We start from the raw sequence: 20,519 nt of genomic DNA, 5'->3' as shown, positions 1-20,519 counted from the left end.
GTTTTTTTATTAAGTTTAGCAAACTCTTACAGAAGAGGCTTTTCTAGTTTTCATATTCACTAAAAAGTGTTAAAATGGTAGGAAGAATTGGAGAGTATGCATGCCCAAAGAAGTAATTTATTCAGGCGATGAAGTAGTCGCTTTAACACAAAAATATTTATCGAAAGAAGATGTGGCTTTTGTCCATAAGGCCTTGGTTTATGCTGTAGAATGCCATAGTGGTCAGTATCGTAAATCAGGCGAGCCCTACATTATCCACCCGATTCAGGTAGCAGGTATTTTGGCTAAACTCAAGCTGGATGCTGTTACAGTTGCCTGTGGTTTTTTGCATGACGTGGTAGAAGACACAGAAGCTACCTTGGATGACTTAGAGCGTGAGTTTGGCCATGATGTTCGAGTGATTGTGGACGGTGTTACCAAACTTGGTAAGGTTGAGTACAAGTCTATCGAAGAGCAGCTGGCTGAAAACCACCGCAAGATGCTTATGGCCATGTCAGAGGATATCCGTGTTATCTTGGTCAAACTCTCTGACCGTCTGCACAATATGCGCACCCTCAAACATCTTCGTAAGGACAAGCAGGAGCGTATTTCTAGAGAAACCATGGAAATCTATGCACCGCTTGCTCACCGTTTGGGGATTTCAAGTGTTAAGTGGGAACTAGAAGACCTCTCTTTCCGCTATCTGAATCCAACTGAATTTTACAAGATTAGTCACATGATGAAGGAAAAACGTCAAGAACGCGAAGCCTTGGTCGATGAAGTTGTGACGAAACTTGAGGAATACTCTTCTGAGCGCCATCTTACAGGGAAAATCTATGGCCGTCCAAAGCATATCTACTCTATTTATCGCAAGATGCAGGACAAGAAAAAACGCTTTGAGGAGATCTATGACCTGATTGCCATTCGTTGTATCCTAGACACTCAGAGTGATGTCTATGCGATGTTAGGTTACGTTCATGAGCTTTGGAAGCCAATGCCGGGACGTTTCAAGGACTATATTGCCAATCGTAAGGCCAATGGTTACCAGTCTATCCATACGACTGTTTATGGACCAAAAGGGCCGATTGAGTTCCAGATTCGTACTAAGGAGATGCACGAGGTTGCTGAGTACGGGGTTGCGGCTCACTGGGCTTACAAAAAAGGAATCAAGGGTCAGGTTAATAGCAAGGAATCTGCTATTGGAATGAACTGGATCAAGGAGATGATGGAACTCCAAGATCAAGCAGATGATGCCAAGGAATTTGTGGATACTGTCAAGGAAAACTATCTGGCTGAGGAGATTTATGTCTTTACTCCAGATGGAGCGGTTCGTTCACTTCCAAAAGATTCAGGTCCGATTGACTTTGCCTATGAAATTCATACAAAGATTGGGGAAAAAGCGACTGGTGCCAAGGTTAATGGTCGCATGGTTCCATTGACGACTAAGTTAAAAACGGGTGACCAGGTTGAAATCATCACCAATCCAAATTCATTTGGACCAAGCCGTGACTGGCTCAATATGGTTAAGACCAGCAAGGCTCGTAACAAAATTCGTCAGTTTTTTAAAAACCAAGACAAAGAATTGTCCATCAATAAAGGTCGTGAATTGCTGATTAGTCAGCTTCAAGAAAACGGCTATGTGGCCAATAAATTTATGGACAAACGTCACATGGATGAAGTCCTTCAAAAAACCAGCTACAAGACTGAAGAAGCGCTATTTGCGGCGATTGGTTTTGGAGAAATCGGAGCTATCACTGTCTTTAACCGTTTGACTGAGAAGGAACGTCGTGAAGAAGAGCGGGCCAAAGCTAAGGCAGAAGCTGAAGAACTGGTTAAGGGTGGCGAAGTCAAGGTTGAAAACAAAGAAACCCTCAAGGTTAAGCATGAGGGTGGAGTAGTCATCCAAGGTGCTTCTGGGCTCTTGATCCGGATTGCCAAATGTTGTAATCCTGTTCCAGGTGATGATATCGTTGGTTATATTACCAAAGGTCGTGGTGTTGCCATCCACCGTGTGGACTGTATGAATCTTCGTTCGCAGGAAAACTACGAACAACGTCTACTCGATGTTGAATGGGAAGACCAATTCTCAAACAAGGAATATATGGCTCACATCGATATCTACGGGCTCAACCGTTCTGGTCTATTGAATGATATCTTGCAAGTCTTATCAAATACAACTAAAAATATCTCAACAGTTAATGCTCAACCAACCAAGGATATGAAATTTGCTAATATCCATGTTTCCTTTGGAATTTCAAACCTTTCAATGCTGACCACCGTGGTTGATAAGATTAAGAGTGTACCAGAAGTCTACTCGGTTAAACGTACCAATGGTTAAGTTGGCTTGATATCATCAGAAAGGATTGCTATGAAAATTGTCGTTCAGCGTGTCAAGAAAGCTCAAGTTTCTATTGAGGGTCAAGTATATGGGAAAATTCAGCAGGGACTCTTACTCTTAGTAGGTGTTGGACCTGAGGATCAAAAAGAAGATTTGGATTATGCAGTCAGAAAGCTTGTCAATATGCGAATTTTCTCAGATGCTGAAGGCAAGATGAACTTATCGGTTAAGGATATCCAAGGCCAAGTCCTTTCCATCTCTCAGTTTACTCTGTTTGCAGATACCAAAAAAGGCAATCGTCCAGCCTTTACAGGTGCTGCTAAGCCTGATGTTGCAGAGGCTTTCTATCAAGATTTTAACCGAGAACTATCCAAGGAAGTTCCTGTGAAAACAGGTGTCTTCGGAGCAGATATGCAGGTGGAACTGATCAATGATGGCCCCGTAACCATCATCCTTGATACCAAAAATAGATAAGAAAAACCAAGTTTTTGCTTGGTTTTTTGTTATAGAAAATCCCTAAAAGATAAAACTTCTAGGGATGGGTTTTTAGTTCATCTTTTCAACATAGAGTTGTTTGGCGATTTCGAGGCTGACTTGAAGTTCTTCATGGTTGTGAATCAGAGTAAAGGTATTAGAGAAGCCATCGAACTGCTTGACTTGGAGTTGTTCTCCAATATGGATGGCATGTTTTTCCAAATATTGGAGAAGTTCAAAGCTATCATGAACTCTTGTCAAAAGATAGGTTCCCGCTGCCTTGATATCAGAGAGTGGTAGGTTATTAACCTCAACTAGAAGCTCACCCTTGGCAGGAATGGTTCCACCATGGGGACAGGTCTTTGGAAAGCCTAACATAGTTTCTAGTCGCTCCACAAAAAGGTCTGAAACGGTATGCTCTAATACCTCAGCCTCATCGTGAATCTGATTGCTGGTATAGTCTAGATGGTGAACTAGAAAGACCTCTATCAGTCGATGTTTACGATAAAGCTCAGAGACCAGCTTTAAGCCGATATCCGTTAGTATATAGCCATTTTCTTTATTTTTTAATATAAGATTTTCGGATTGCATGCGCTTGATCATCTCAGTTACAGCTGGAGGTGATACCTGCATCCGTGCAGCGATTTCCTTATTGGTAATCTTAGGAACTTCTATGCCAATCTCATAAATACATTTTAAGTAATCTTCTTTATTTGGTGTCATTCGTATTTCCTTGTTTATTATCTCCATCTAGTATACCAAAAAAAGCTAGATTTCTCTAGCTTTCTGCCCCGTTACAAGTGGGCTTTCTTTTAGTCAAGAGACTTTGCTGCTTCAATGGCTGCTTCAAAGTTTGGCTCGGAATTGATATTGTCCACATACTCAACATAGCGGATGATATTGTCAGTATCAAGGACAAAGACCGCGCGAGCAAGTAAGTGCCACTCATTGATTAAGAGGGCGTAATCTTGTCCAAAAGAGTGGTCGAAGTAGTCTGAAAGCATGATGGCATTTTCAATACCTTCAGCACCGCACCAACGTTTTTGGGCAAAAGGAAGGTCCATGGAAACAGTCAAGACAACCGTATTATCCAGTCCAGCTAGTTCTTCATTAAAACGACGCGTTTGAGTTGAGCAGATACCTGTATCAATAGAAGGCACGACACTCAAGATTTTTTTCTTCCCATCAAAATCAGCTAGAGATTTTTTAGAAAGATCAGTTGCAGTGAGAGAAAAGTCCAGCGCCTTATCTCCAACTTGTAGTTGTTTACCTGTAAAGCTTACAGGATTTCCGAGAAAAGTTACCATAAGATACTCCAATCTTTTTTCTTCCATTTTAGCTGAAACAGTCAGAATTTTCCAATGATTTGACTGAAAATATGGGTATAGAAAAAACGCCAGCTCACGTGAGAATGACGTTTTTCAGAGGATTATTTTGCCAAACCTTCAGCAATCTTGTCAAGGTTGTATTTCATCATGTTGTAGTAACTGTCGCCTTCTTTACCTTGTTCTGCGATAGAGTCAGTAAAGATTTGTGCGTAGATTGGGATGTTTGTGTCTTGAGATACAGTTTTCATTGGACGGTCATCCACACTTGATTCTACGAAGAGGGAAGGAGTTTTTGTTTGGCGAAGTTTTTCAACCAAGGTCTTGATTTGGTCAGGTGTTCCTTCTTCTTCAGTGTTGATTTCCCAGATATAGGCACTTGGGACACCATATGCTTTAGAGAAGTATTTGAAGCATCCTTCACTAGTTACAATGAGTTTTTTCTCAGCAGGGATGTTGTTAAATTTCTCCTTAGCTTCCTTGTCCAGTTTGTCTAGCTTATCAGTATATTCTTTGAGATTTTTTTCGTAGAATTCCTTGTTGCTAGGGTCTTTAGCGCTCAATTGTTTGGCGATGTTTTTAGCAAAAATCATCCCATTTTCAAGGTTAAGCCAAGCGTGTGGGTCTTCTTTGCCTTTTTCGTTTTGGCCTTCAAGGTAGATAACATCAACGCCTTCGCTGACTGCAAAGTAGTCTTTGTTTTCAGTTTTCTTAGCATTTTCTACCAATTTTGTAAACCAGGCATTTCCACCTGTTTCAAGGTTGATGCCGTTGTAGAAGATTAAGTCGGCTTGAGAAGTTTTCTTGACGTCTTCAGGAAGTGGTTCGTATTCGTGAGGGTCTTGACCAACAGGAACGATACTGTGAAGATCAATCTTGTCACCAGCAATATTTTTAGTAATATCAGCGATGATTGAGTTTGTAGCAACAACTTTTAGTTTTTGACCAGAAGCTGCATCTTTTTTTCCGCTAGCACATGCTACAAGAGCAATAACGGAAAGAAAAAGAACGAACAATGTACCTAATTTTTTCATTAGATCCTCCAATTTATTGGGGATTTACCCCTTATTCTAACAAATGTTTATTTTTCAGTTTCAAATATCGTTGTTTTGGAGCGATAAAGAAGCTAATGAGAAAGAAACTAGCGGCTGTAAGCACGATACTAGAACCTGCCGCAACGTTAAAGCTATAACCGATAAAGAGTCCCAAAACTGAAGCAGTAGCTCCAAAGGTTGAGGAAAGGAAAATCATGCTTTTCAGGCTATTAGCATAAAGATAAGCAGTTGCAGCTGGGGTAATCAGCATGGCTACAATCAGGATAGTTCCGACACTTTGCATGGCTGTCACAGACACGAGAGTCAAGAGTACCATGAGTAGGTAGTGATAGAAATTGACAGGCATTCCCATGGCTTTAGCCAATAGTTCATCAAAGGAAGTTATCAAGAGTTGCTTGAAGAAAATCCAGATTAACAAGAGAATGACTGCTCCAACACCCATAGTAATAAACATATCCGTATCTTGTACGGCCAAGATATTACCAAAAAGGATATGGAAAAGGTCAGTTGAACTTTTAGCGACACTAATCAAGATGATACCGAGGGCTAAGAAAGAAGAAAAGGTAATGCCGATGGCGGTATCGCTTTTGATAATCGAGTTCCCCTTGATGTAGGTAATGATGATGGCAGCTAGCAATCCAAAGACAATGGCTCCGATAAAGAAGTCAACGCCCAAGATAAAGGAGAGGGCAACACCTGGCAAGACAGCATGTGAAATGGCATCTCCCATGAGTGACATCCCGCGTAGGATGATGAAACATCCCACAGCTCCAGCAACGACCCCAACGACAATAGCTGTTATCAAGGCATTTTGTAAGAAATGGAATTTTTGCAATCCATCGATAAATTCTGCAATCATAGGTCACCTCCATTGAAAAAGAGTCGATTACCGTAAGCTTCTTTGAGATTGGCTTCGGTAAAGGTTTCTTTGGTTGGACCAAAGGCAATCACTTCTCGATTGACAAGCAAGACTTGATCGAAGTAGTGGGGAACCTTGCTGAGGTCGTGGTGGACGATGAGAACCGTCTTCCCAGCTTTTTTTAAATCTCTCAGCGTATTCATGATGATTTCCTCACTGACAGAGTCAATCCCAACAAAAGGTTCATCCAAGAGGATATAGTCGGCTTCCTGAACCAAACATCTGGCAATCAAGACCCGCTGGAATTGACCTCCAGACAGTTGACTGATTTGACGTTCAGCGTAGTCAGCTAGGCCGACGATTTCAAGGGCTTCTTGCACTTTCTTCCAATGTTTAGCATTTAAACTTCGAAAGAGAGGGATAGAGGGAAATAGTCCTAACGAGACGCATTCCTTGACCTTGATGGGAAAGTTGTAGTCGATATTGATTTTTTGTTCGACATAGGCGATTCGATGTAAGGATTTTTTAACTTCCTTGTCATCGAGAAATGCCTGACCTTGATGTGGGATAATTCCCAGCATACCTTTTAATAAGGTTGATTTTCCAGCACCGTTTGGACCAATAATTCCGGTAATAGTTGGTCCTTGGAGCACTAGTGAAATATCCTTTAGTGCCAACGTTTCTTTGTAGGAGACGCTGAGGTTTTCGATACGTATCATACAGTTATATTCCTCCTATCTTTTAATATACATTAAAATAAAAATTAAGTCAAGTTAATTTTGTAAATATTTAAAATATTAACTAGAAAACAATCAGAAGAAGACGGTATTTTTAATTGCATTCCCCAGGGATTTTTGCTAAGCTAGGAATAAGTGAAAAATGAAAGCGAGAACAAGATGACACGTTATCAAGATGATTTTTATGATGCTATAAATGGTGAATGGGAAAAGACTGCCGTCATTCCAGCTGATAAATCGAGAACAGGTGGTTTTATCGACCTTGACGAAGAAATTGAAGAGTTGATGCTAACGACAACCGACAAATGGTTGGCAGGTGAAGATGTGCCAGAAGATGCTATCTTGGCAAATTTTGTCAAGTACCATAGCATGGTCAGAGATTTTGACAAACGAGAAGCTGATGGGATTGAGCCAGTCCTTCCAATGCTTAAGGAATATCAAGATTTGGAAAGTTTTGCGGATTTCGCAAGTAAACTAGCTGCATTCGAATTAGCTGGTAAACCAAACTTCCTTCCATTTGGTGTTTCACCAGACTTTATGGATGCTAGAACTAATGTTCTCTGGGCTAGTGCACCAGGAACTATCTTGCCTGATACAACCTACTATGCGGAAGACCATCCTCAGCGTGAGGAATTATTGAACCTTTGGAAAGAAAGTACTTCTAATCTCCTCAAAGCCTATAACTTCTCAGATGAAGAAATCGAAGATTTGCTAGAGAAACGATTGGAATTGGACCGCCGTATCGCAGCTGTCGTACTTTCAAACGAAGAAAGTTCAGAATATGCCAAACTTTACCATCCATATTCTTATGAAGATTTCAAAAAGTTTGCTCCTGCACTTCCTTTAGATGACTTTTTCCAAGCTGTTCTTGGTCAAGTTCCTGATAAGGTCATAGTAGATGAAGAACGTTTCTGGCAAGCAGCAGAGCAATTTTATAGTGAGGAAGCTTGGCCTTTGCTCAAGGCAAGCTTGATCTTGAGTGTGGTCAATCTTTCAACGAGCTATTTGACAGACGAGATTCGTGTCTTGTCAGGTGCTTATGGACGTGCCCTTTCAGGAGTTCCAGAAGCTCAAGACAAGCGCAAGGCTGCTTACCACTTAGCCCAAGGACCTTTTAAACAAGCTCTCGGCCTTTGGTATGCCCACGAAAAATTCTCTCCAGAAGCCAAGGCAGACGTAGAGAAAAAAGTGGCGACCATGATTGACATTTATAAGGAACGTTTGGCTAAGAATGACTGGCTGACTCCTGAAACACGAGAAAAAGCCATCGTCAAACTCAATGTCATCAAGCCTTATATTGGTTATCCAGAGGAGCTACCAGCCCGCTATAAGGACAAGGTAGTAGATGAATCTGCTAGCCTCTTTGAGAATGCCCTCGCCTTTGCGCGTGTGGAAATCAAGCACAGCTGGAGCAAGTGGAACCAGCCAGTTGACTACAAGGAGTGGGGAATGCCTGCTCATATGGTCAATGCCTACTACAATCCACAAAAGAACTTGATAGTCTTCCCTGCTGCTATCTTACAGGCGCCATTCTATGACTTGCATCAGTCATCTTCTGCCAACTATGGTGGTATTGGTGCGGTTATTGCCCATGAAATTTCTCACGCCTTTGATACTAACGGAGCTTCCTTTGATGAAAATGGAAGTCTCAAGGACTGGTGGACAGAGAGCGACTATGCAGCCTTTAAAGAGAAAACGCAGAAGGTTATCGACCAGTTTGACGGCCAAGAATCTTACGGTGCAACCATTAACGGTAAATTAACCGTATCAGAAAACGTTGCTGACCTTGGAGGTATTGCTGCTGCCCTTGAAGCTGCCAAGAGAGAACCTGACTTCTCAGCCGAAGAATTCTTCCATAACTTTGCGCGTATCTGGCGTATGAAAGGCCGCCCAGAGTTGATGAAACTCATGGCAAGTGTCGATGTGCACGCGCCAGCTAAACTCCGTGTCAATGTCCAAGTGCCAAACTTTGATGATTTCTTTACAACCTATGATGTCAAAGAAGGCGACGGAATGTGGCGTTCACCAGAAGACCGTGTGATTATTTGGTAATCAAAAAACCAAGGATGATTATCCTTGGTTTTTAGCTTGCTAGAAAAATGGATTAAAAGTTTTTTCGTGAGCGATGGTCGTAGCAGGTCCGTGACCTGGATAGACATCGTAGTTAGGAAGAGTAAAGAGCTGGGTTTGGATACTATGGAGGAGTTGTTCCATACTACCTGTAGGTAGATCTGTTCGGCCAATAGTTTCACGGAAAAGAGCATCACCCGTTAATACTAGCTGCGCATCCGGAAAGACAAAGGATACACCACCAATAGAGTGGCCTGAAGTTGGTAATACAGTAAAGCGGAACTCCTCAATCTGGTATTCTTCATGAAAGACAAAGGTATGTTCAGCTGGTCTACATACGACATCTGTCATATCGTCGTGTCGAGGAAGACCAGAAAGATTATCAACAGGAGTATAGAGCCAAGATGCTTCACTTTCTGCCACATAAACGGGAGGATTTCCGAAAGTATCTCTGACCAAGTCCAGACTCATAATATGGTCGTAGTGGGTGTGGGTCAGAAGAATCGCACAGACTGGTTTATTGATGGTCTCGATAGTCTTACGAATAGCCTCCCAGTTGCTACCCGGATCAACCACAATCAGGTGATGGTCTCCTTCAAGATAATAAGTGTTTTCATAGGCAACAGGGTTCACAGTTTTATGGATTTTCATAGGATTTCCTCTTTCAAAGCATTTACTCCTACTAGTATAACACAGAAGAATAAAATAAGGAATCAACAAGAAAGTCCCTCCATAAAGGAAGGGACTTTCTTGTTATTAAAAATGATTTTTCCAGGCTTGGAGACGAGCATCCAGTAGGAGTTGTGTCAGATTTTTTAAGATTTCAACTTGCTCGGGCTCCAGTGTCTGGGCTTGAGAAACAAGTTGTCGAACATGGTCAATAGCATTTTTAGAAGACAGTTCATTAATGGAACTGATTCCAGATTCTAGAATGGTACCAAAGAAGAGATCGAAGTAGAGCTCCAATTCTTCATCGGGAACACTATCCACCCATTCTTTAAGAGTGTCTTTGATTTGGAGACTCTCGCTACTGATGGCCTCTAGTTGGACAAAGTGGTGTCCCTCGGTTAGCCAGCTAAAGGTGCTGTGTTGGGCGATTCCTCCGAGAGCCGTAGATTTGACGACGATAGGAGTATCAGGAACTTCCAGCATCATGCCGATGACAGAACCTTGTGGGACGAAACGGTGAATTTTTGGAATAACATCTTGATAACCAGTGGTCTCAGTCAGATGAACCTGCAAACCAGGGGCGTCATAGGTATAAACTGCGGAGACTTTTTCTTGCAATTCAGGCTGGATTTGACTGGTAGCATAGACAGCCAGATTCCCACCTTTAGAATGTCCAGCTACAATCACTTTTTGTTTTGGATGTTGGGTAAAGAATTCTTCCAAGTATTCAAGAGCATGCTTTTGGGCAGGGATTTCCTTCATGTAGGTCATGTGGAAATCTTCCTTCCAACCAATAATACTATCATCCGTTCCTCGAAAGACAATCAGATAAGTATCTAAATCAAGGCGATAGGTCATAGCAGCGAACTGTTTCTGTTGCTCCGTATCAATCTCATTGACAAAATTTGAAAGTTTGCTATTTTTAAAACGTTTGTGCTGGGATAACTGATCGAGGAGTTGAAGACGTTCTTTATTGGTCAACATGTTAGTCTCACGAGGAACACGGGTTGCGACATCGCTTAGACGATTGACAGGCTGTTCCAATAAGTTATCAAAAGGAAGATAAGTCAGCTCTGTAAAAGCAAGTATATCCAGTTCATTTAAGGGAAGATCGTAAAAAGAATCGTATTGAACGTCAGTTAGGTAGTCGAAAATATTGGTCATGGGAACTCCTTTCTTAACTTTTATCTTATCAGATTTACATCAATTTCGCTAGTAGTGAGGAGAATTTTGCTATAATATAGAAAAAGGAGGAGCAGATGCATAAGATTTTACTAGTAGAAGATGATCCAGTTATCCGTCAACAAGTTGGGAAAATGCTCTCTGAATGGGGATTTGAGGTAGTCATGGTAGAAGACTTCATGGAAGTTCTAACACTATTTGTTCAGTCTGAGCCTCATCTGGTTCTCATGGATATCGGCTTGCCTCTCTTTAATGGCTATCACTGGTGCCAAGAGATTCGCAAGATTTCAAAAGTTCCCATTATGTTTCTGTCTTCGAGAGACCAGGCTATGGACATCGTGATGGCCATTAATATGGGGGCGGATGACTTTGTAACCAAGCCTTTTGACCAGCAGGTTCTTTTAGCCAAGGTACAGGGCTTATTGCGTCGTTCCTATGAGTTTGGACGGGATGAAAGTCTCTTAGAGTATGCTGGAGTTATCCTCAATACCAAGTCTATGGATGTGCATGTCAATGGCAAAGCTATCAGTTTAACCAAGAATGAATTTCAGATTTTACGTGTCTTATTTGAGCATGCGGGAAATATCGTAGCGCGTGACGATTTGATGCGGGAGCTCTGGAATAGTGACTTTTTTATCGATGATAATACCCTGTCCGTAAATGTCGCCCGCTTGCGTAAGAAATTGGAGGAAGAAGGTTTGATTGGTTTTATCGAAACCAAGAAAGGAATAGGGTACGGATTGAAACATGCTTGATTTCAAAAGTTTTTTTCTAGCTTATATCCGTTCGCGTAGCCGTTTTTTCGTGTTTATTTTCTTACTTACAGGTTTACTTTTTCTCTTTGAGGTCTTATTTGATAACCAAGTGCCCTACTTTAATTATTTCTTCTTTCTATCTACCTTTTTAACACTTTTGTTTTTGGTCTATGATTTTTTGATAGAATTGCAACGCTATCGTAAGGAATTGTTTTACGGAAAAAGAGACGCCAAGTCCCCAATGGAAGTCCTTCTAACTGAAAAATTAGAGAAAAGCGAATCTGAACTCTATCAAAAGAAATCAGATGCTGAAAACCGCTATAATGATTTGGTGGACTACTATACACTCTGGGTTCATCAGATAAAAACACCAATTGCAGCCAGTAAACTCCTAGTGAGCGAGGTGGCGGATCGCCAACTGAAACAACAGTTGGAGCAGGAAATTTTTAAGATTGATTCCTATACCAATCTCGTACTCCAATATCTACGCTTAGAGAGCTTCCATGATGATCTGGTGTTGAAGAAAGAAAATGTGGAGGATTTGATCAAGGAAGTCATTCGCAAATATGCCATTTTCTTTATCCAGAAAGGTTTAAGTGTTAATCTGCATGACTTGGATAGAAGCATTGTAACGGATAAAAAATGGTTGCTAGTAGTCATTGAACAAATCCTTTCAAATAGCCTCAAATACACAAATGAAGGTGGAATTGAGATCTATATGGAAGATCAAGAACTTTGCATCAAAGATACTGGGATTGGCATTAAAAACAGTGATCAATTGCGAGTTTTTGAACGCGGATTTTCAGGCTACAATGGTCGCATGACTCAGCAGTCATCTGGACTTGGGCTCTATCTGACCCAAAAAATTAGCCAAGAATTAGGACATCAAATCCGTATCGAATCTGAACTTGGTCAAGGGACGACTGTGCGCATTAAGTTTTCAGAAGTAAACCTACTGATCGAATGAAAAGAATTGCTAAGAGCTTGGAAGAATCCTTTCAGGCTCTTCTTTAGACCTTGATATAGTGAGAAAAAAGGCTTCAATTAGATAAAAAATGTAATCTTACAAAAATGTAAGATTAAAGGGCTCTTTTGTAAGGTTATGTTATGGCAAGTCTTCTTTTTTGGGAGTAAACTTATAGCATAAAGAAAAAGGAGAGAACCCATGAAAACAATTTTACAAAAGAAACATACAAGTAAACCAAGTCAAAAGGATATCGAGCGAGTTCAGTTCGGCATCGAAATGATGCAAGCTCAGTTTCAATTAATGGGATATTAAAAAGGAGATTATCATGACACTATTAGATGTAAAACACGTTCAAAAGATTTATAAAACACGTTTCCAAGGCAATCAAGTAGAAGCCCTGAAAGATATTCATTTTACTGTAGAAAAAGGTGACTACGTTGCCATCATGGGTGAATCTGGTTCAGGTAAATCAACACTACTCAATATTCTCGCTATGCTTGACAAACCAACTCGTGGTCAGGTCTTCCTAAACGGAACAGACACAGCTACCATTAAAAATACTGAAGCATCAAGCTTCCGTCGTGAAAAGTTAGGCTTTGTCTTCCAAGATTTCAATTTGTTAGATACGCTTTCTGTTAAAGACAATATCTTACTCCCTTTGGTATTGTCTAGAAAGCCTATTACAGAAATGATGAAAAAATTAGTCGTGACGGCTGAAAATCTTGGCATCAATCAATTGCAGGAGAAGTACCCTTATGAAATCTCTGGTGGACAAAAGCAACGGGTAGCAGTAGCCCGCGCTATCATTACAGAACCAGAAATTCTCCTTGCTGACGAGCCAACAGGAGCTCTAGACTCTAAATCATCTGCAGCCCTCCTTGATATCTTTGATCAAATCAATGAACAAGGACAAACCATTCTTATGGTAACCCACTCAACAGCTGCAGCCAGCCGTGCAAAACGTGTCCTCTTCATCAAGGACGGTATTCTCTATAATCAAATCTACCGTGGTGAAAAGACTGAACGTCAGATGTTCCAAGAAATCTCTGACACCTTGACTGTTATGGCAAGTGAGGTGAACTAGTATGTTTCGATTAACCAATAAGTTGGCCATATCCAACTTAATCAAAAACCGCAAACTCTATTATCCTTTTGCTCTGTCTGTCATTTTGGCAGTCACTATTAGCTATCTCTTTTACTCCCTAGCCTTTAATCCTAAAATTGTGGATTTGCGTGGTGCATCTGCTATACAATTTACCCTACAACTAGGGCTTGTCGTAGTGACACTTGCATCAGCCATTATCGTTCTTTATGCCAACAGTTTTGTCATGAAAAATCGCTCCAAAGAACTGGGTGTATATGGCATGTTAGGCTTAGAAAAGCGTCACTTGATTGGTATGACCTTCAAGGAACTCTTGATTTTTGGGCTAGTAACAGTCACTGCAGGTATTGGGATTGGTGCTCTCTTTGACAATCTCATCTTTGCCTTATTGCTCAAACTTGCAAAGATGAAGGTGGAGTTAGTAGCCACCTTCCAATGGTCCGTAGTCCTTTCCATCCTTCTGGTATTTGGGCTTGTCTTTTTAGTCATTGTCTTCCTAAACGCTCTCCGCATTATCCGTATGGATGCTCTGCAACTTTCTCGTGAGAAAGCAAAAGGTGAGAAGAAGGGGCGTTTCCTAGTCCTTCAAACTTTAGTAGGGCTCATTGCACTAGGTGGTGGCTACTACTTGGCACTAAGCGTAACAGATGCATTCAAAGCTGTAGCTACTTTCTTTATTGCGGTTATGTTAGTTATTGTAGGGACCTATCTCTTATTCAATGCTGGTATTACAGTTTTCTTGCAGTTGCTCAAGAAAAACAAGAGATATTACTACCAACCAAATAACCTCATCTCTGTTTCTAACCTTATCTTTCGTATGAAAAAAAATGCTGTCGGATTAGCAACCATTGCCATCCTTTCAACCATGGTTTTAATCACCATGTCGGCAGCAACCAGTATCTACAACGGTTCTGAAAACATGAAAAAACTCCTATATCCTCACGATTTTGAAGTCAAGGGGCAACATGTAGAAGTTGAGGATTTAGACAAGCTTTTGACTCAATACGCTAGCGAAAAGAACCTAACCATCAGCACTAAGGATGTTCTCAGTTATGCAAGTTTCGGTCTTTCGAGTCAAGACGGGACCAAATTAACCATCTTTGAAAAAGGGCAAAATAGTGTTATGCCCAAGACTGTCTTCTTAGTTTTCGACCAAAAAGATTACGAAAAGATGACTGGTCAGAAATTAAATCTCACTGGAGATGAAGTAGGGCTTTGGGTTCGAAATGACCAACTTAAAGGACAGAAAGCATTTAGTCTAAACAATCAGAACTATACGATCAAGGAAGCAATCCAGCAGGATTTTATTGCTAATCATGTTTCCAATCCTTATGTACTATTGGTATCGGATTATAACTATCTTGTAGTAGCTGATCTTCAAAGCTTTTTGGAACAATACCAGGATTCAGCTATATACACACAGCTCTACGGTGGTATGGATGTAACAGCTAGTCTAGAGGAACAGTTAAAGCTATCTGATGATTTTGAGGAGTTTGCAAATAATTTTAGTCATAATCTCAAAAATAAAGACGGTATGGTTTATGGTGGAGGCACTGCAAGTGATGCAATTGCCCAAATGAATGCTCTCTTTGGAGGAGTTCTCTTTATTGGTATTTTCCTCTCTATCATCTTTATGATTGGAACAGTACTCGTTATCTACTATAAACAAATCTCAGAAGGTTATGAAGACCGTGAACGTTTTGTGATTTTGCAAAAAGTTGGCTTGGACCAAAAACAAATCAAACAAACCATTAACAAGCAGGTCTTGACCGTCTTCTTCCTCCCTGTAATCTTTGCCTTTCTTCACTTGGCATTTGCCTATCATATGTTGAGCTTAATTCTCAAGGTTATTGGGGTAGTAGATACAGCTATGATGTTAAGCGTAACACTTTCTATTTGTGGTATCTTTGCTTTAGTTTATGTCCTAATCTTTATGATTACTTCAAGAAGCTATCGTAGAATTGTTCAAATGTAAAAACAGAAACATCAAAAAAGCAACAGCTGAAACAGTTGTTGCTTTTTTTGTAGCTGGCATTTTGTACCAGGTTTTATCTCTTATTTCTCAACACGTGATTTGTTGGCGATATCAGCTAGGATTGCTGCTACAAACTCACCATGTTTAAACATTAAAACGTTATCTTCTTTCAGAGGAGATATCGTTTTTTCTTCTTCAGCTAAGGAAACAAAAATTACTTCCTTTCACTATCTTTTAAATTGATTGAGTTCTTCAGAGAAAGGTTGTAAAATTTTTGATATAATATCAAGAATGGATTGATAGATATTTAAAAGAAAATGTTCAAAAGAATGACAGGTGAGAATTAAAAATATGTCAAATTGGACAGATGTCTCTCTACCATTATCCATGCAGAAACAAGATTATATGAAATAAAAGGAGTAACCAATGTCCGGAAACTATTCAACACGTGAATTCCGCGAGAAACTATATGATGACCTTCATGTTCGATTAAGAGATACAGTGATTTTGATGTGTGCGATTTTTATTGCCTCTATAGGTCTAAATATGAATTCAACAGCTGTCATTATTGGAGCCATGCTGATTTCCCCTCTTATGACACCGATTGTTGGACTGGGATTCGGTTTAGCTATTTTTGATACGCGTTTAATCAAGCAATCTCTAGAGGTTTTATTTACTCAAGTATTGGTCAGTTTGCTTGTCTCGACTCTGTATTTCTGGATTTCTCCCTTATCTTATGCAAGTAGCGAGTTGATTGCACGAACCTCTCCAACCATTTGGGATGTTCTCATTGCTATTGCTGGTGGGATAGCAGGTGTAATTGGTTCAAGGAAAAAAGAAGCAAACAATATCGTGCCTGGAGTAGCCATTGCAACAGCTCTAATGCCACCTATCTGTACTGCAGGCTATGGTTTAGCTAATGGAAATGTACGATTTTTATTTGGGGCTCTCTATCTTTTCTTGATTAACTGTGTCTTTATCATGCTAACCAATATTGTTGGAACAAGAATTTTAATGAGAAAATCTCCTTTAAGTTCATTTAAAGAGCTAAACATTAAAATGAGAATTGGGTTGATATCCTTGATTGTATTATTGGTTCTTCCAGCCAGCTATTCAGCAGTCACTCTGACGATGGATCAAGCACGAAAAGAAGGGATCAAACAGTTTGTAGGAAAAGAGTTCGCCAATCATACGGTCATTAATCAAGTCTACAAGTCTAGGGACAATGAATTGGTCTTGACGGTTGTTGGAGATCCGATTTCAGAAGAAGAATTAGAAACCATTCGCCAAAAACAAGCCTCTTACGGTATTCAATCTGTTCAATTGAAAGTCAATCAGGTACATAATTCGACAAAATTAGATAGTGAGATGACCAAGGAATTTTATGAAACCATTAACAAGTATATCGATCAAAAACTCTCTGAAAAAGATTCACAAAAAGATCTCGTAAAAGAAAATGAAGCAGACAAGGATTGAGGATATTGAACTTATCTAACTCATGGAAGCAAATCTTGGGAGGATATCCTACACCCAAAAATTAGTGGATAGAAAGAATTGTTGATGAGGATGCCATTTGTGGTAGTTTGACAATCACTACTAGCTCAGCTTAATCAAAATATAAAAAAGCAACAACTGAAATAGTTGTTGCTTTTTAGGTGGCTGAGATTTTGTTCCAGGTTAAATGGTTTATTTCTCAACACGAGACTTGTTAGCAATATCTGCAAGAATCAATTCTACAAATGCATCTACTGGCATGGTTTCTGTTTCTTTTTGACCATAGCGGCGAACGTTTACGGCTTGCTCTTCCATTTCCTTATCACCAACGATTAATTGGTAAGGAATCTTTTGAGTTTGAGAAGCGCGAATCTTGAATTGCATTTTTTCATTACGTTCATCCACATCAGCACGGACGCCACAATCACGGAGTTTCTTAGCTACTTCCCAAGCGTAATCCACGTGTTTTTCGTTCGAAACTGGGATAAGAGTTACTTGGTGAGGTGCAAGCCATGTTGGGAAAGCCCCCTTGTAGTTTTCAATCAAGATAGCTGTGAAGCGTTCCATCGTTGAGATAACACCACGGTGAATCATAACTGGACGGTGTTCTTCACCATCAGCTCCGATGTATTTAAGGTCGAAGCGTTCTGGAAGCAAGAAGTCAAGCTGGATAGTAGAAAGAGTTTCTTCTTTTCCAAGAGCTGTCTTAACTTGGATATCCAATTTTGGTCCGTAGAAGGCAGCTTCACCTTCTGCTTCAAAGTAGTCCACGCCCATCTCGTCAAGGGCTGCACGAAGCATAGTTTGAGCATTTTCCCACATCTCATCGTTATCAAAGTACTTGTGAGTATCATGAGGGTCACGAAGAGAGAGGCGGAAGCGGTATTCGTTTAGGTTGAAGTCCCCATATACATCAATAATCAACTGAAGGGCACGTTGGAATTCTTCTTGGATTTGTTCTGGAGTCACAAAGAGGTGACCGTCGTTAAGAGACATTTCACGTACACGTTGGAGACCAGTCAAAGCACCAGATTTCTCATAGCGGTGCTGCATCCCAATTTCAGCGATACGGATTGGTAATTCACGGTATGAGTGAACATGGTGTTTAAAAACTTGGATGTGGTGTGGGCAGTTCATTGGACGAAGGACGAATTCTTCACCATCTCCCATATCCATAGTTGGGAACATATCTTCTTGGTAATGATCCCAGTGACCAGAAGTTTTGTAAAGTTCAACAGAAGCAAGCGGTGGAGTGTAAACGTGTTGGTAGCCAGAAGCCAACTCTTTGTCGACAATGTAACGTTCCAATTCACGACGGATAGTCGCTCCATTTGGCAACCAGAATGGAAGTCCTTGACCAACTTCTTGAGAAATCATAAAGAGATCCAATTCTTTACCAAGTTTACGGTGGTCACGTTCTTTGGCTTCTTCACGCATTTGAAGGTAGTTCTTCAAGTCTTTCTTGTCAAACCAAGCTGTACCGTAGATCCGTTGCATCATAGCATTATCGCTATTTCCACGCCAGTAGGCACCAGCTACGTTGAGAAGGTGGAAGATTTGGATGCGACCTGTTGATGGGACGTGTGGTCCACGGCAGAGGTCCACATACTCTCCTTGACGGTAGATAGTCAAACCGCCCTCATCTTCTGAGTGTTCTTCGATCAATTCCAATTTGTATGGATCATTTTTGAAAATTTCACGCGCCTCGTCTTTAGTCACTTCTTCACGGATAGATGGGAAGTTTTCTTTAACGATTTTTTGCATTTCTTCTTCGATGCGAGGAAGGTCTTCGTTAGAGATTTGACCAGCTTGGTTATCTGTATCGTAGTAGAAACCATCTTCGATAGCTGGACCGACACCCAAATGAATGTCTGGGAAGAGGCGACGAGCAGCTTGAGCGAACAAGTGAGCAGCTGAGTGACGCAAGATTGGAAGAGCATCTTCGTGATCAGGTGTCACGATTTCAATGCTTCCATCTTCGGTGATGGCACGAGTGGTGTCAATCAATTTACCGTTAAATTTACCAGCAAGAGCTTTCTTAGCTAGGGAATTGCTGATAGATTGGGCAATTTCAAAAGTTGTAACGCCAGATTCGAATTCACGAACAGCGCCATCTGGGAAAGTAATTTGAATCATGATTTTCTCCTTATATTGGTTATCCATTATTTCTAAAGTAGAAGTGTTTCCCTATTTTGCAGTTTTAAATAAAGAAAAACAAAAAGCGACATCCTAAAAAGGACGTCGCAACGTGGTTCCACCTTCATTTATGTTCCTCAAAAAAGAGGGACACCTCTGATTGGCTCTAACGTGGCCACCGTTTTATGTTTGCATAAAAGTCAGTAGAGTAGTATCAGTTTAGACTTCCTATGCGTTCTCAGCAACCACGCACTCTCTAAAAGAAAGATTCTAAGTGACTTGTCTCTATGCATTATTATAGCATGATTGCGAGATTTTTCAAGGATTTTGTGAAAGTTTTTTGTTTTTCAGTTTTTGAACCAGATACCTGATAGTGGCACCAATAACTGTACCTAGTAGAATAAGAATTTCATAGGCTAGGAAATAAACAATGATAAATTCTCTGAAAGGAATGATAGTAAAGCCATAGAGCAAGCAACTACCTAAAAGCCAATGTAGTGAAAAACCAAAACGGTAGCTATAAAGAAGAGAGACTATAAAAACTACAACAGGCGAAATAATGAATATATTTAAAAGATAGAGCTCCGTTAGTTTTGGATTCTGTAATAGTAGTATAAATAATCCATAAAGTGGACAATAAAAGAAAAATACGACCAGATAGTAGGGGAGATATTTAAAGAATTTTCGCATGGTAATCACCTCGTTATAAAACTATCAACTTAGATATCCTTCCTATGAATATTATAGCATATTTGCAGTAAGAATAGTAAATCAGTTGACAAAGAAGTTAGTTACTGGTAGAATAGAAATTGTCGTAAAGACAAATAACTTCTTCTTGGTTACAGGCATGCCAACCTGTCACTCGGATGAAGCCAAATAAAAAGGAGAAACATCATGGCAATCTCAAAAGAGAAAAAAAATGAAATCATCGCACAATATGCACGTCACGAAGGTGATACAGGTTCAGTAGAGGTTCAAGTTGCTGTCCTTACTTGGGAAATCAACCACCTTAACGAACACATCAAACAACACAAAAAAGACCACGCTACTTACCGTGGTTTGATGAAGAAAATCGGTCGTCGTCGTAACTTGCTTGCATACTTGCGTAAAAACGACGTTAACCGTTACCGTGAGTTGATCAACTCTCTTGGACTTCGTCGCTAATCTTGCGTCTAAAACGTTTCTATACTTCGTTGGCTTCGCCTCGATGTACCATCAGTACAATCTTCGGCTTGCCGCCTAGTCTATAAACGTTTTGTCCAGCAAGAATCAAGCTCTCTGATTTCAGAGGGCTTTTTTGTTTTTGCCAAGTGCTAAGGCCGTGTTCAATTGAGCACATCTTGAAAATAAGGCTACTCTAGTTGAGTAGCTTTTTTTATTTTTGTCACCTTACCTCGATATA

The 20,519-nt window shown here is 40.4% G+C and carries 18 protein-coding genes; 9 read left to right on the top strand and 9 right to left on the bottom strand.

Going from position 1 to position 20,519, the window contains the following annotated elements; genetic code table 11:
* Positions 1-100: 100 nt before the first annotated feature.
* Positions 101-2,317: a RelA/SpoT family protein gene (locus HMPREF2728_RS07155; RefSeq protein WP_075227480.1), complete on the top strand. Its 2,217-nt coding sequence runs from the start codon at positions 101-103 to the stop codon at positions 2,315-2,317.
* A gap of 30 nt (positions 2,318-2,347) precedes the next feature.
* Positions 2,348-2,791: a D-aminoacyl-tRNA deacylase gene (gene dtd, locus HMPREF2728_RS07150; RefSeq protein WP_075227479.1), complete on the top strand. Its 444-nt coding sequence runs from the start codon at positions 2,348-2,350 to the stop codon at positions 2,789-2,791.
* Between the two features lie 72 nt (positions 2,792-2,863).
* Here the strand turns inward: dtd and HMPREF2728_RS07145 are convergent, their stop codons facing one another.
* The 5 genes from HMPREF2728_RS07145 to HMPREF2728_RS07125 all read right to left on the bottom strand — a co-directional run bounded on the left by HMPREF2728_RS07145 (position 2,864) and on the right by HMPREF2728_RS07125 (position 6,749).
* The gene (locus HMPREF2728_RS07145) at positions 2,864-3,514 is read right to left on the bottom strand and encodes a metal-dependent transcriptional regulator (RefSeq protein ID WP_075227478.1); all 651 of its coding nucleotides are present in this window, start codon (positions 3,512-3,514) and stop codon (positions 2,864-2,866) included.
* Positions 3,515-3,603: 89 nt separating this feature from the next.
* Positions 3,604-4,098 carry a thiol peroxidase gene (tpx, locus tag HMPREF2728_RS07140; protein WP_075227647.1) on the bottom strand — a complete coding sequence of 165 codons (495 nt, stop codon included), beginning with the start codon at positions 4,096-4,098 and terminating at the stop codon, positions 3,604-3,606.
* A 122-nt stretch (positions 4,099-4,220) separates the two neighbouring features.
* Positions 4,221-5,150 carry a metal ABC transporter substrate-binding lipoprotein/adhesin PsaA gene (psaA, locus tag HMPREF2728_RS07135; RefSeq protein WP_075227477.1) on the bottom strand — a complete coding sequence of 310 codons (930 nt, stop codon included), beginning with the start codon at positions 5,148-5,150 and terminating at the stop codon, positions 4,221-4,223.
* A 31-nt stretch (positions 5,151-5,181) separates the two neighbouring features.
* Complete coding sequence (locus HMPREF2728_RS07130) at positions 5,182-6,030, bottom strand: metal ABC transporter permease (protein WP_075227476.1); 849 nt, start codon at positions 6,028-6,030, stop codon at positions 5,182-5,184.
* Positions 6,027-6,749, bottom strand: coding sequence for a metal ABC transporter ATP-binding protein (locus HMPREF2728_RS07125; protein WP_000619164.1), 723 nt, complete (start codon positions 6,747-6,749; stop codon positions 6,027-6,029). The genes HMPREF2728_RS07130 and HMPREF2728_RS07125 overlap by 4 nt, the downstream gene beginning before the upstream one ends.
* A gap of 177 nt (positions 6,750-6,926) precedes the next feature.
* Between HMPREF2728_RS07125 and HMPREF2728_RS07120 the strand changes: the two genes are divergently transcribed.
* The gene (locus HMPREF2728_RS07120) at positions 6,927-8,819 is read left to right on the top strand and encodes a M13 family metallopeptidase (protein ID WP_075227475.1); all 1,893 of its coding nucleotides are present in this window, start codon (positions 6,927-6,929) and stop codon (positions 8,817-8,819) included.
* Positions 8,820-8,858: 39 nt separating this feature from the next.
* Here the strand turns inward: HMPREF2728_RS07120 and HMPREF2728_RS07115 are convergent, their stop codons facing one another.
* The gene (locus HMPREF2728_RS07115; protein ID WP_075227474.1) at positions 8,859-9,488 is read right to left on the bottom strand and encodes an MBL fold metallo-hydrolase; all 630 of its coding nucleotides are present in this window, start codon (positions 9,486-9,488) and stop codon (positions 8,859-8,861) included.
* A gap of 105 nt (positions 9,489-9,593) precedes the next feature.
* Positions 9,594-10,670, bottom strand: coding sequence for a DUF2974 domain-containing protein (locus HMPREF2728_RS07110; protein WP_075227473.1), 1,077 nt, complete (start codon positions 10,668-10,670; stop codon positions 9,594-9,596).
* A 95-nt stretch (positions 10,671-10,765) separates the two neighbouring features.
* Here HMPREF2728_RS07110 and HMPREF2728_RS07105 point away from each other — a divergent pair, with 95 nt between their 5' ends.
* From HMPREF2728_RS07105 to HMPREF2728_RS07085, 5 genes are all read left to right on the top strand, one after another.
* Positions 10,766-11,443, top strand: coding sequence for a response regulator transcription factor (locus HMPREF2728_RS07105; RefSeq protein WP_000548968.1), 678 nt, complete (start codon positions 10,766-10,768; stop codon positions 11,441-11,443).
* On the top strand, positions 11,436-12,410 hold the full coding sequence (locus HMPREF2728_RS07100) for a sensor histidine kinase (protein ID WP_075227472.1): 975 nt from the start codon (positions 11,436-11,438) through the stop codon (positions 12,408-12,410). Before HMPREF2728_RS07105 ends, HMPREF2728_RS07100 begins: the two co-directional genes overlap by 8 nt.
* A gap of 325 nt (positions 12,411-12,735) precedes the next feature.
* On the top strand, positions 12,736-13,494 hold the full coding sequence (locus HMPREF2728_RS07095) for an ABC transporter ATP-binding protein (RefSeq protein ID WP_000173364.1): 759 nt from the start codon (positions 12,736-12,738) through the stop codon (positions 13,492-13,494).
* 1 nt (position 13,495) lies between these two features.
* Positions 13,496-15,487: an ABC transporter permease gene (locus HMPREF2728_RS07090; RefSeq protein WP_075227471.1), complete on the top strand. Its 1,992-nt coding sequence runs from the start codon at positions 13,496-13,498 to the stop codon at positions 15,485-15,487.
* A gap of 426 nt (positions 15,488-15,913) precedes the next feature.
* On the top strand, positions 15,914-16,963 hold the full coding sequence (locus HMPREF2728_RS07085) for a DUF389 domain-containing protein (RefSeq protein ID WP_075227470.1): 1,050 nt from the start codon (positions 15,914-15,916) through the stop codon (positions 16,961-16,963).
* Positions 16,964-17,173: 210 nt separating this feature from the next.
* Here the strand turns inward: HMPREF2728_RS07085 and thrS are convergent, their stop codons facing one another.
* Together thrS and HMPREF2728_RS10985 are read right to left on the bottom strand one after the other, a co-directional pair.
* A complete protein-coding gene (thrS, locus tag HMPREF2728_RS07080; protein WP_075227469.1) occupies positions 17,174-19,117 on the bottom strand; it encodes a threonine--tRNA ligase in 1,944 nt (647 codons plus the stop codon).
* A gap of 318 nt (positions 19,118-19,435) precedes the next feature.
* Positions 19,436-19,807: a hypothetical protein gene (locus HMPREF2728_RS10985; protein ID WP_075227468.1), complete on the bottom strand. Its 372-nt coding sequence runs from the start codon at positions 19,805-19,807 to the stop codon at positions 19,436-19,438.
* A 204-nt stretch (positions 19,808-20,011) separates the two neighbouring features.
* Between HMPREF2728_RS10985 and rpsO the strand changes: the two genes are divergently transcribed.
* Positions 20,012-20,281, top strand: coding sequence for a 30S ribosomal protein S15 (gene rpsO, locus HMPREF2728_RS07070; protein WP_001018251.1), 270 nt, complete (start codon positions 20,012-20,014; stop codon positions 20,279-20,281).
* The last annotated feature ends 238 nt before the right edge of the window (positions 20,282-20,519 follow it).

The organism is Streptococcus sp. HMSC061D10 (genome assembly GCF_001808865.1).
GTDB lineage: Bacteria > Bacillota > Bacilli > Lactobacillales > Streptococcaceae > Streptococcus.
The sequence above is the reverse complement of the archived record's forward strand: the minus strand, read 5'-3'. Positions and strand labels throughout refer to the sequence as shown.

Excerpts from the sequence above, each read along its gene's own strand:
- HMPREF2728_RS07085 (WP_075227470.1), top strand. The coding sequence starts at position 15,914 with ATGTCCGGAAACTATTCAACACGTGAATTCCGCGAGAAACTATATGAT.
- tpx (WP_075227647.1), bottom strand. The coding sequence starts at position 4,098 with ATGGTAACTTTTCTCGGAAATCCTGTAAGCTTTACAGGTAAACAACTA.
- HMPREF2728_RS07130 (WP_075227476.1), bottom strand. The coding sequence starts at position 6,030 with ATGATTGCAGAATTTATCGATGGATTGCAAAAATTCCATTTCTTACAA.
- HMPREF2728_RS07105 (WP_000548968.1), top strand. The coding sequence starts at position 10,766 with ATGCATAAGATTTTACTAGTAGAAGATGATCCAGTTATCCGTCAACAA.
- HMPREF2728_RS07125 (WP_000619164.1), bottom strand. The coding sequence starts at position 6,749 with ATGATACGTATCGAAAACCTCAGCGTCTCCTACAAAGAAACGTTGGCA.
- HMPREF2728_RS07110 (WP_075227473.1), bottom strand. The coding sequence starts at position 10,670 with ATGACCAATATTTTCGACTACCTAACTGACGTTCAATACGATTCTTTT.
- thrS (WP_075227469.1), bottom strand. The coding sequence starts at position 19,117 with ATGATTCAAATTACTTTCCCAGATGGCGCTGTTCGTGAATTCGAATCT.
- HMPREF2728_RS07120 (WP_075227475.1), top strand. The coding sequence starts at position 6,927 with ATGACACGTTATCAAGATGATTTTTATGATGCTATAAATGGTGAATGG.
- HMPREF2728_RS07100 (WP_075227472.1), top strand. The coding sequence starts at position 11,436 with ATGCTTGATTTCAAAAGTTTTTTTCTAGCTTATATCCGTTCGCGTAGC.
- HMPREF2728_RS07115 (WP_075227474.1), bottom strand. The coding sequence starts at position 9,488 with ATGAAAATCCATAAAACTGTGAACCCTGTTGCCTATGAAAACACTTAT.
- rpsO (WP_001018251.1), top strand. The coding sequence starts at position 20,012 with ATGGCAATCTCAAAAGAGAAAAAAAATGAAATCATCGCACAATATGCA.
- HMPREF2728_RS07090 (WP_075227471.1), top strand. The coding sequence starts at position 13,496 with ATGTTTCGATTAACCAATAAGTTGGCCATATCCAACTTAATCAAAAAC.
- HMPREF2728_RS07145 (WP_075227478.1), bottom strand. The coding sequence starts at position 3,514 with ATGACACCAAATAAAGAAGATTACTTAAAATGTATTTATGAGATTGGC.
- HMPREF2728_RS10985 (WP_075227468.1), bottom strand. The coding sequence starts at position 19,807 with ATGCGAAAATTCTTTAAATATCTCCCCTACTATCTGGTCGTATTTTTC.
- psaA (WP_075227477.1), bottom strand. The coding sequence starts at position 5,150 with ATGAAAAAATTAGGTACATTGTTCGTTCTTTTTCTTTCCGTTATTGCT.
- HMPREF2728_RS07095 (WP_000173364.1), top strand. The coding sequence starts at position 12,736 with ATGACACTATTAGATGTAAAACACGTTCAAAAGATTTATAAAACACGT.
- HMPREF2728_RS07155 (WP_075227480.1), top strand. The coding sequence starts at position 101 with ATGCCCAAAGAAGTAATTTATTCAGGCGATGAAGTAGTCGCTTTAACA.
- dtd (WP_075227479.1), top strand. The coding sequence starts at position 2,348 with ATGAAAATTGTCGTTCAGCGTGTCAAGAAAGCTCAAGTTTCTATTGAG.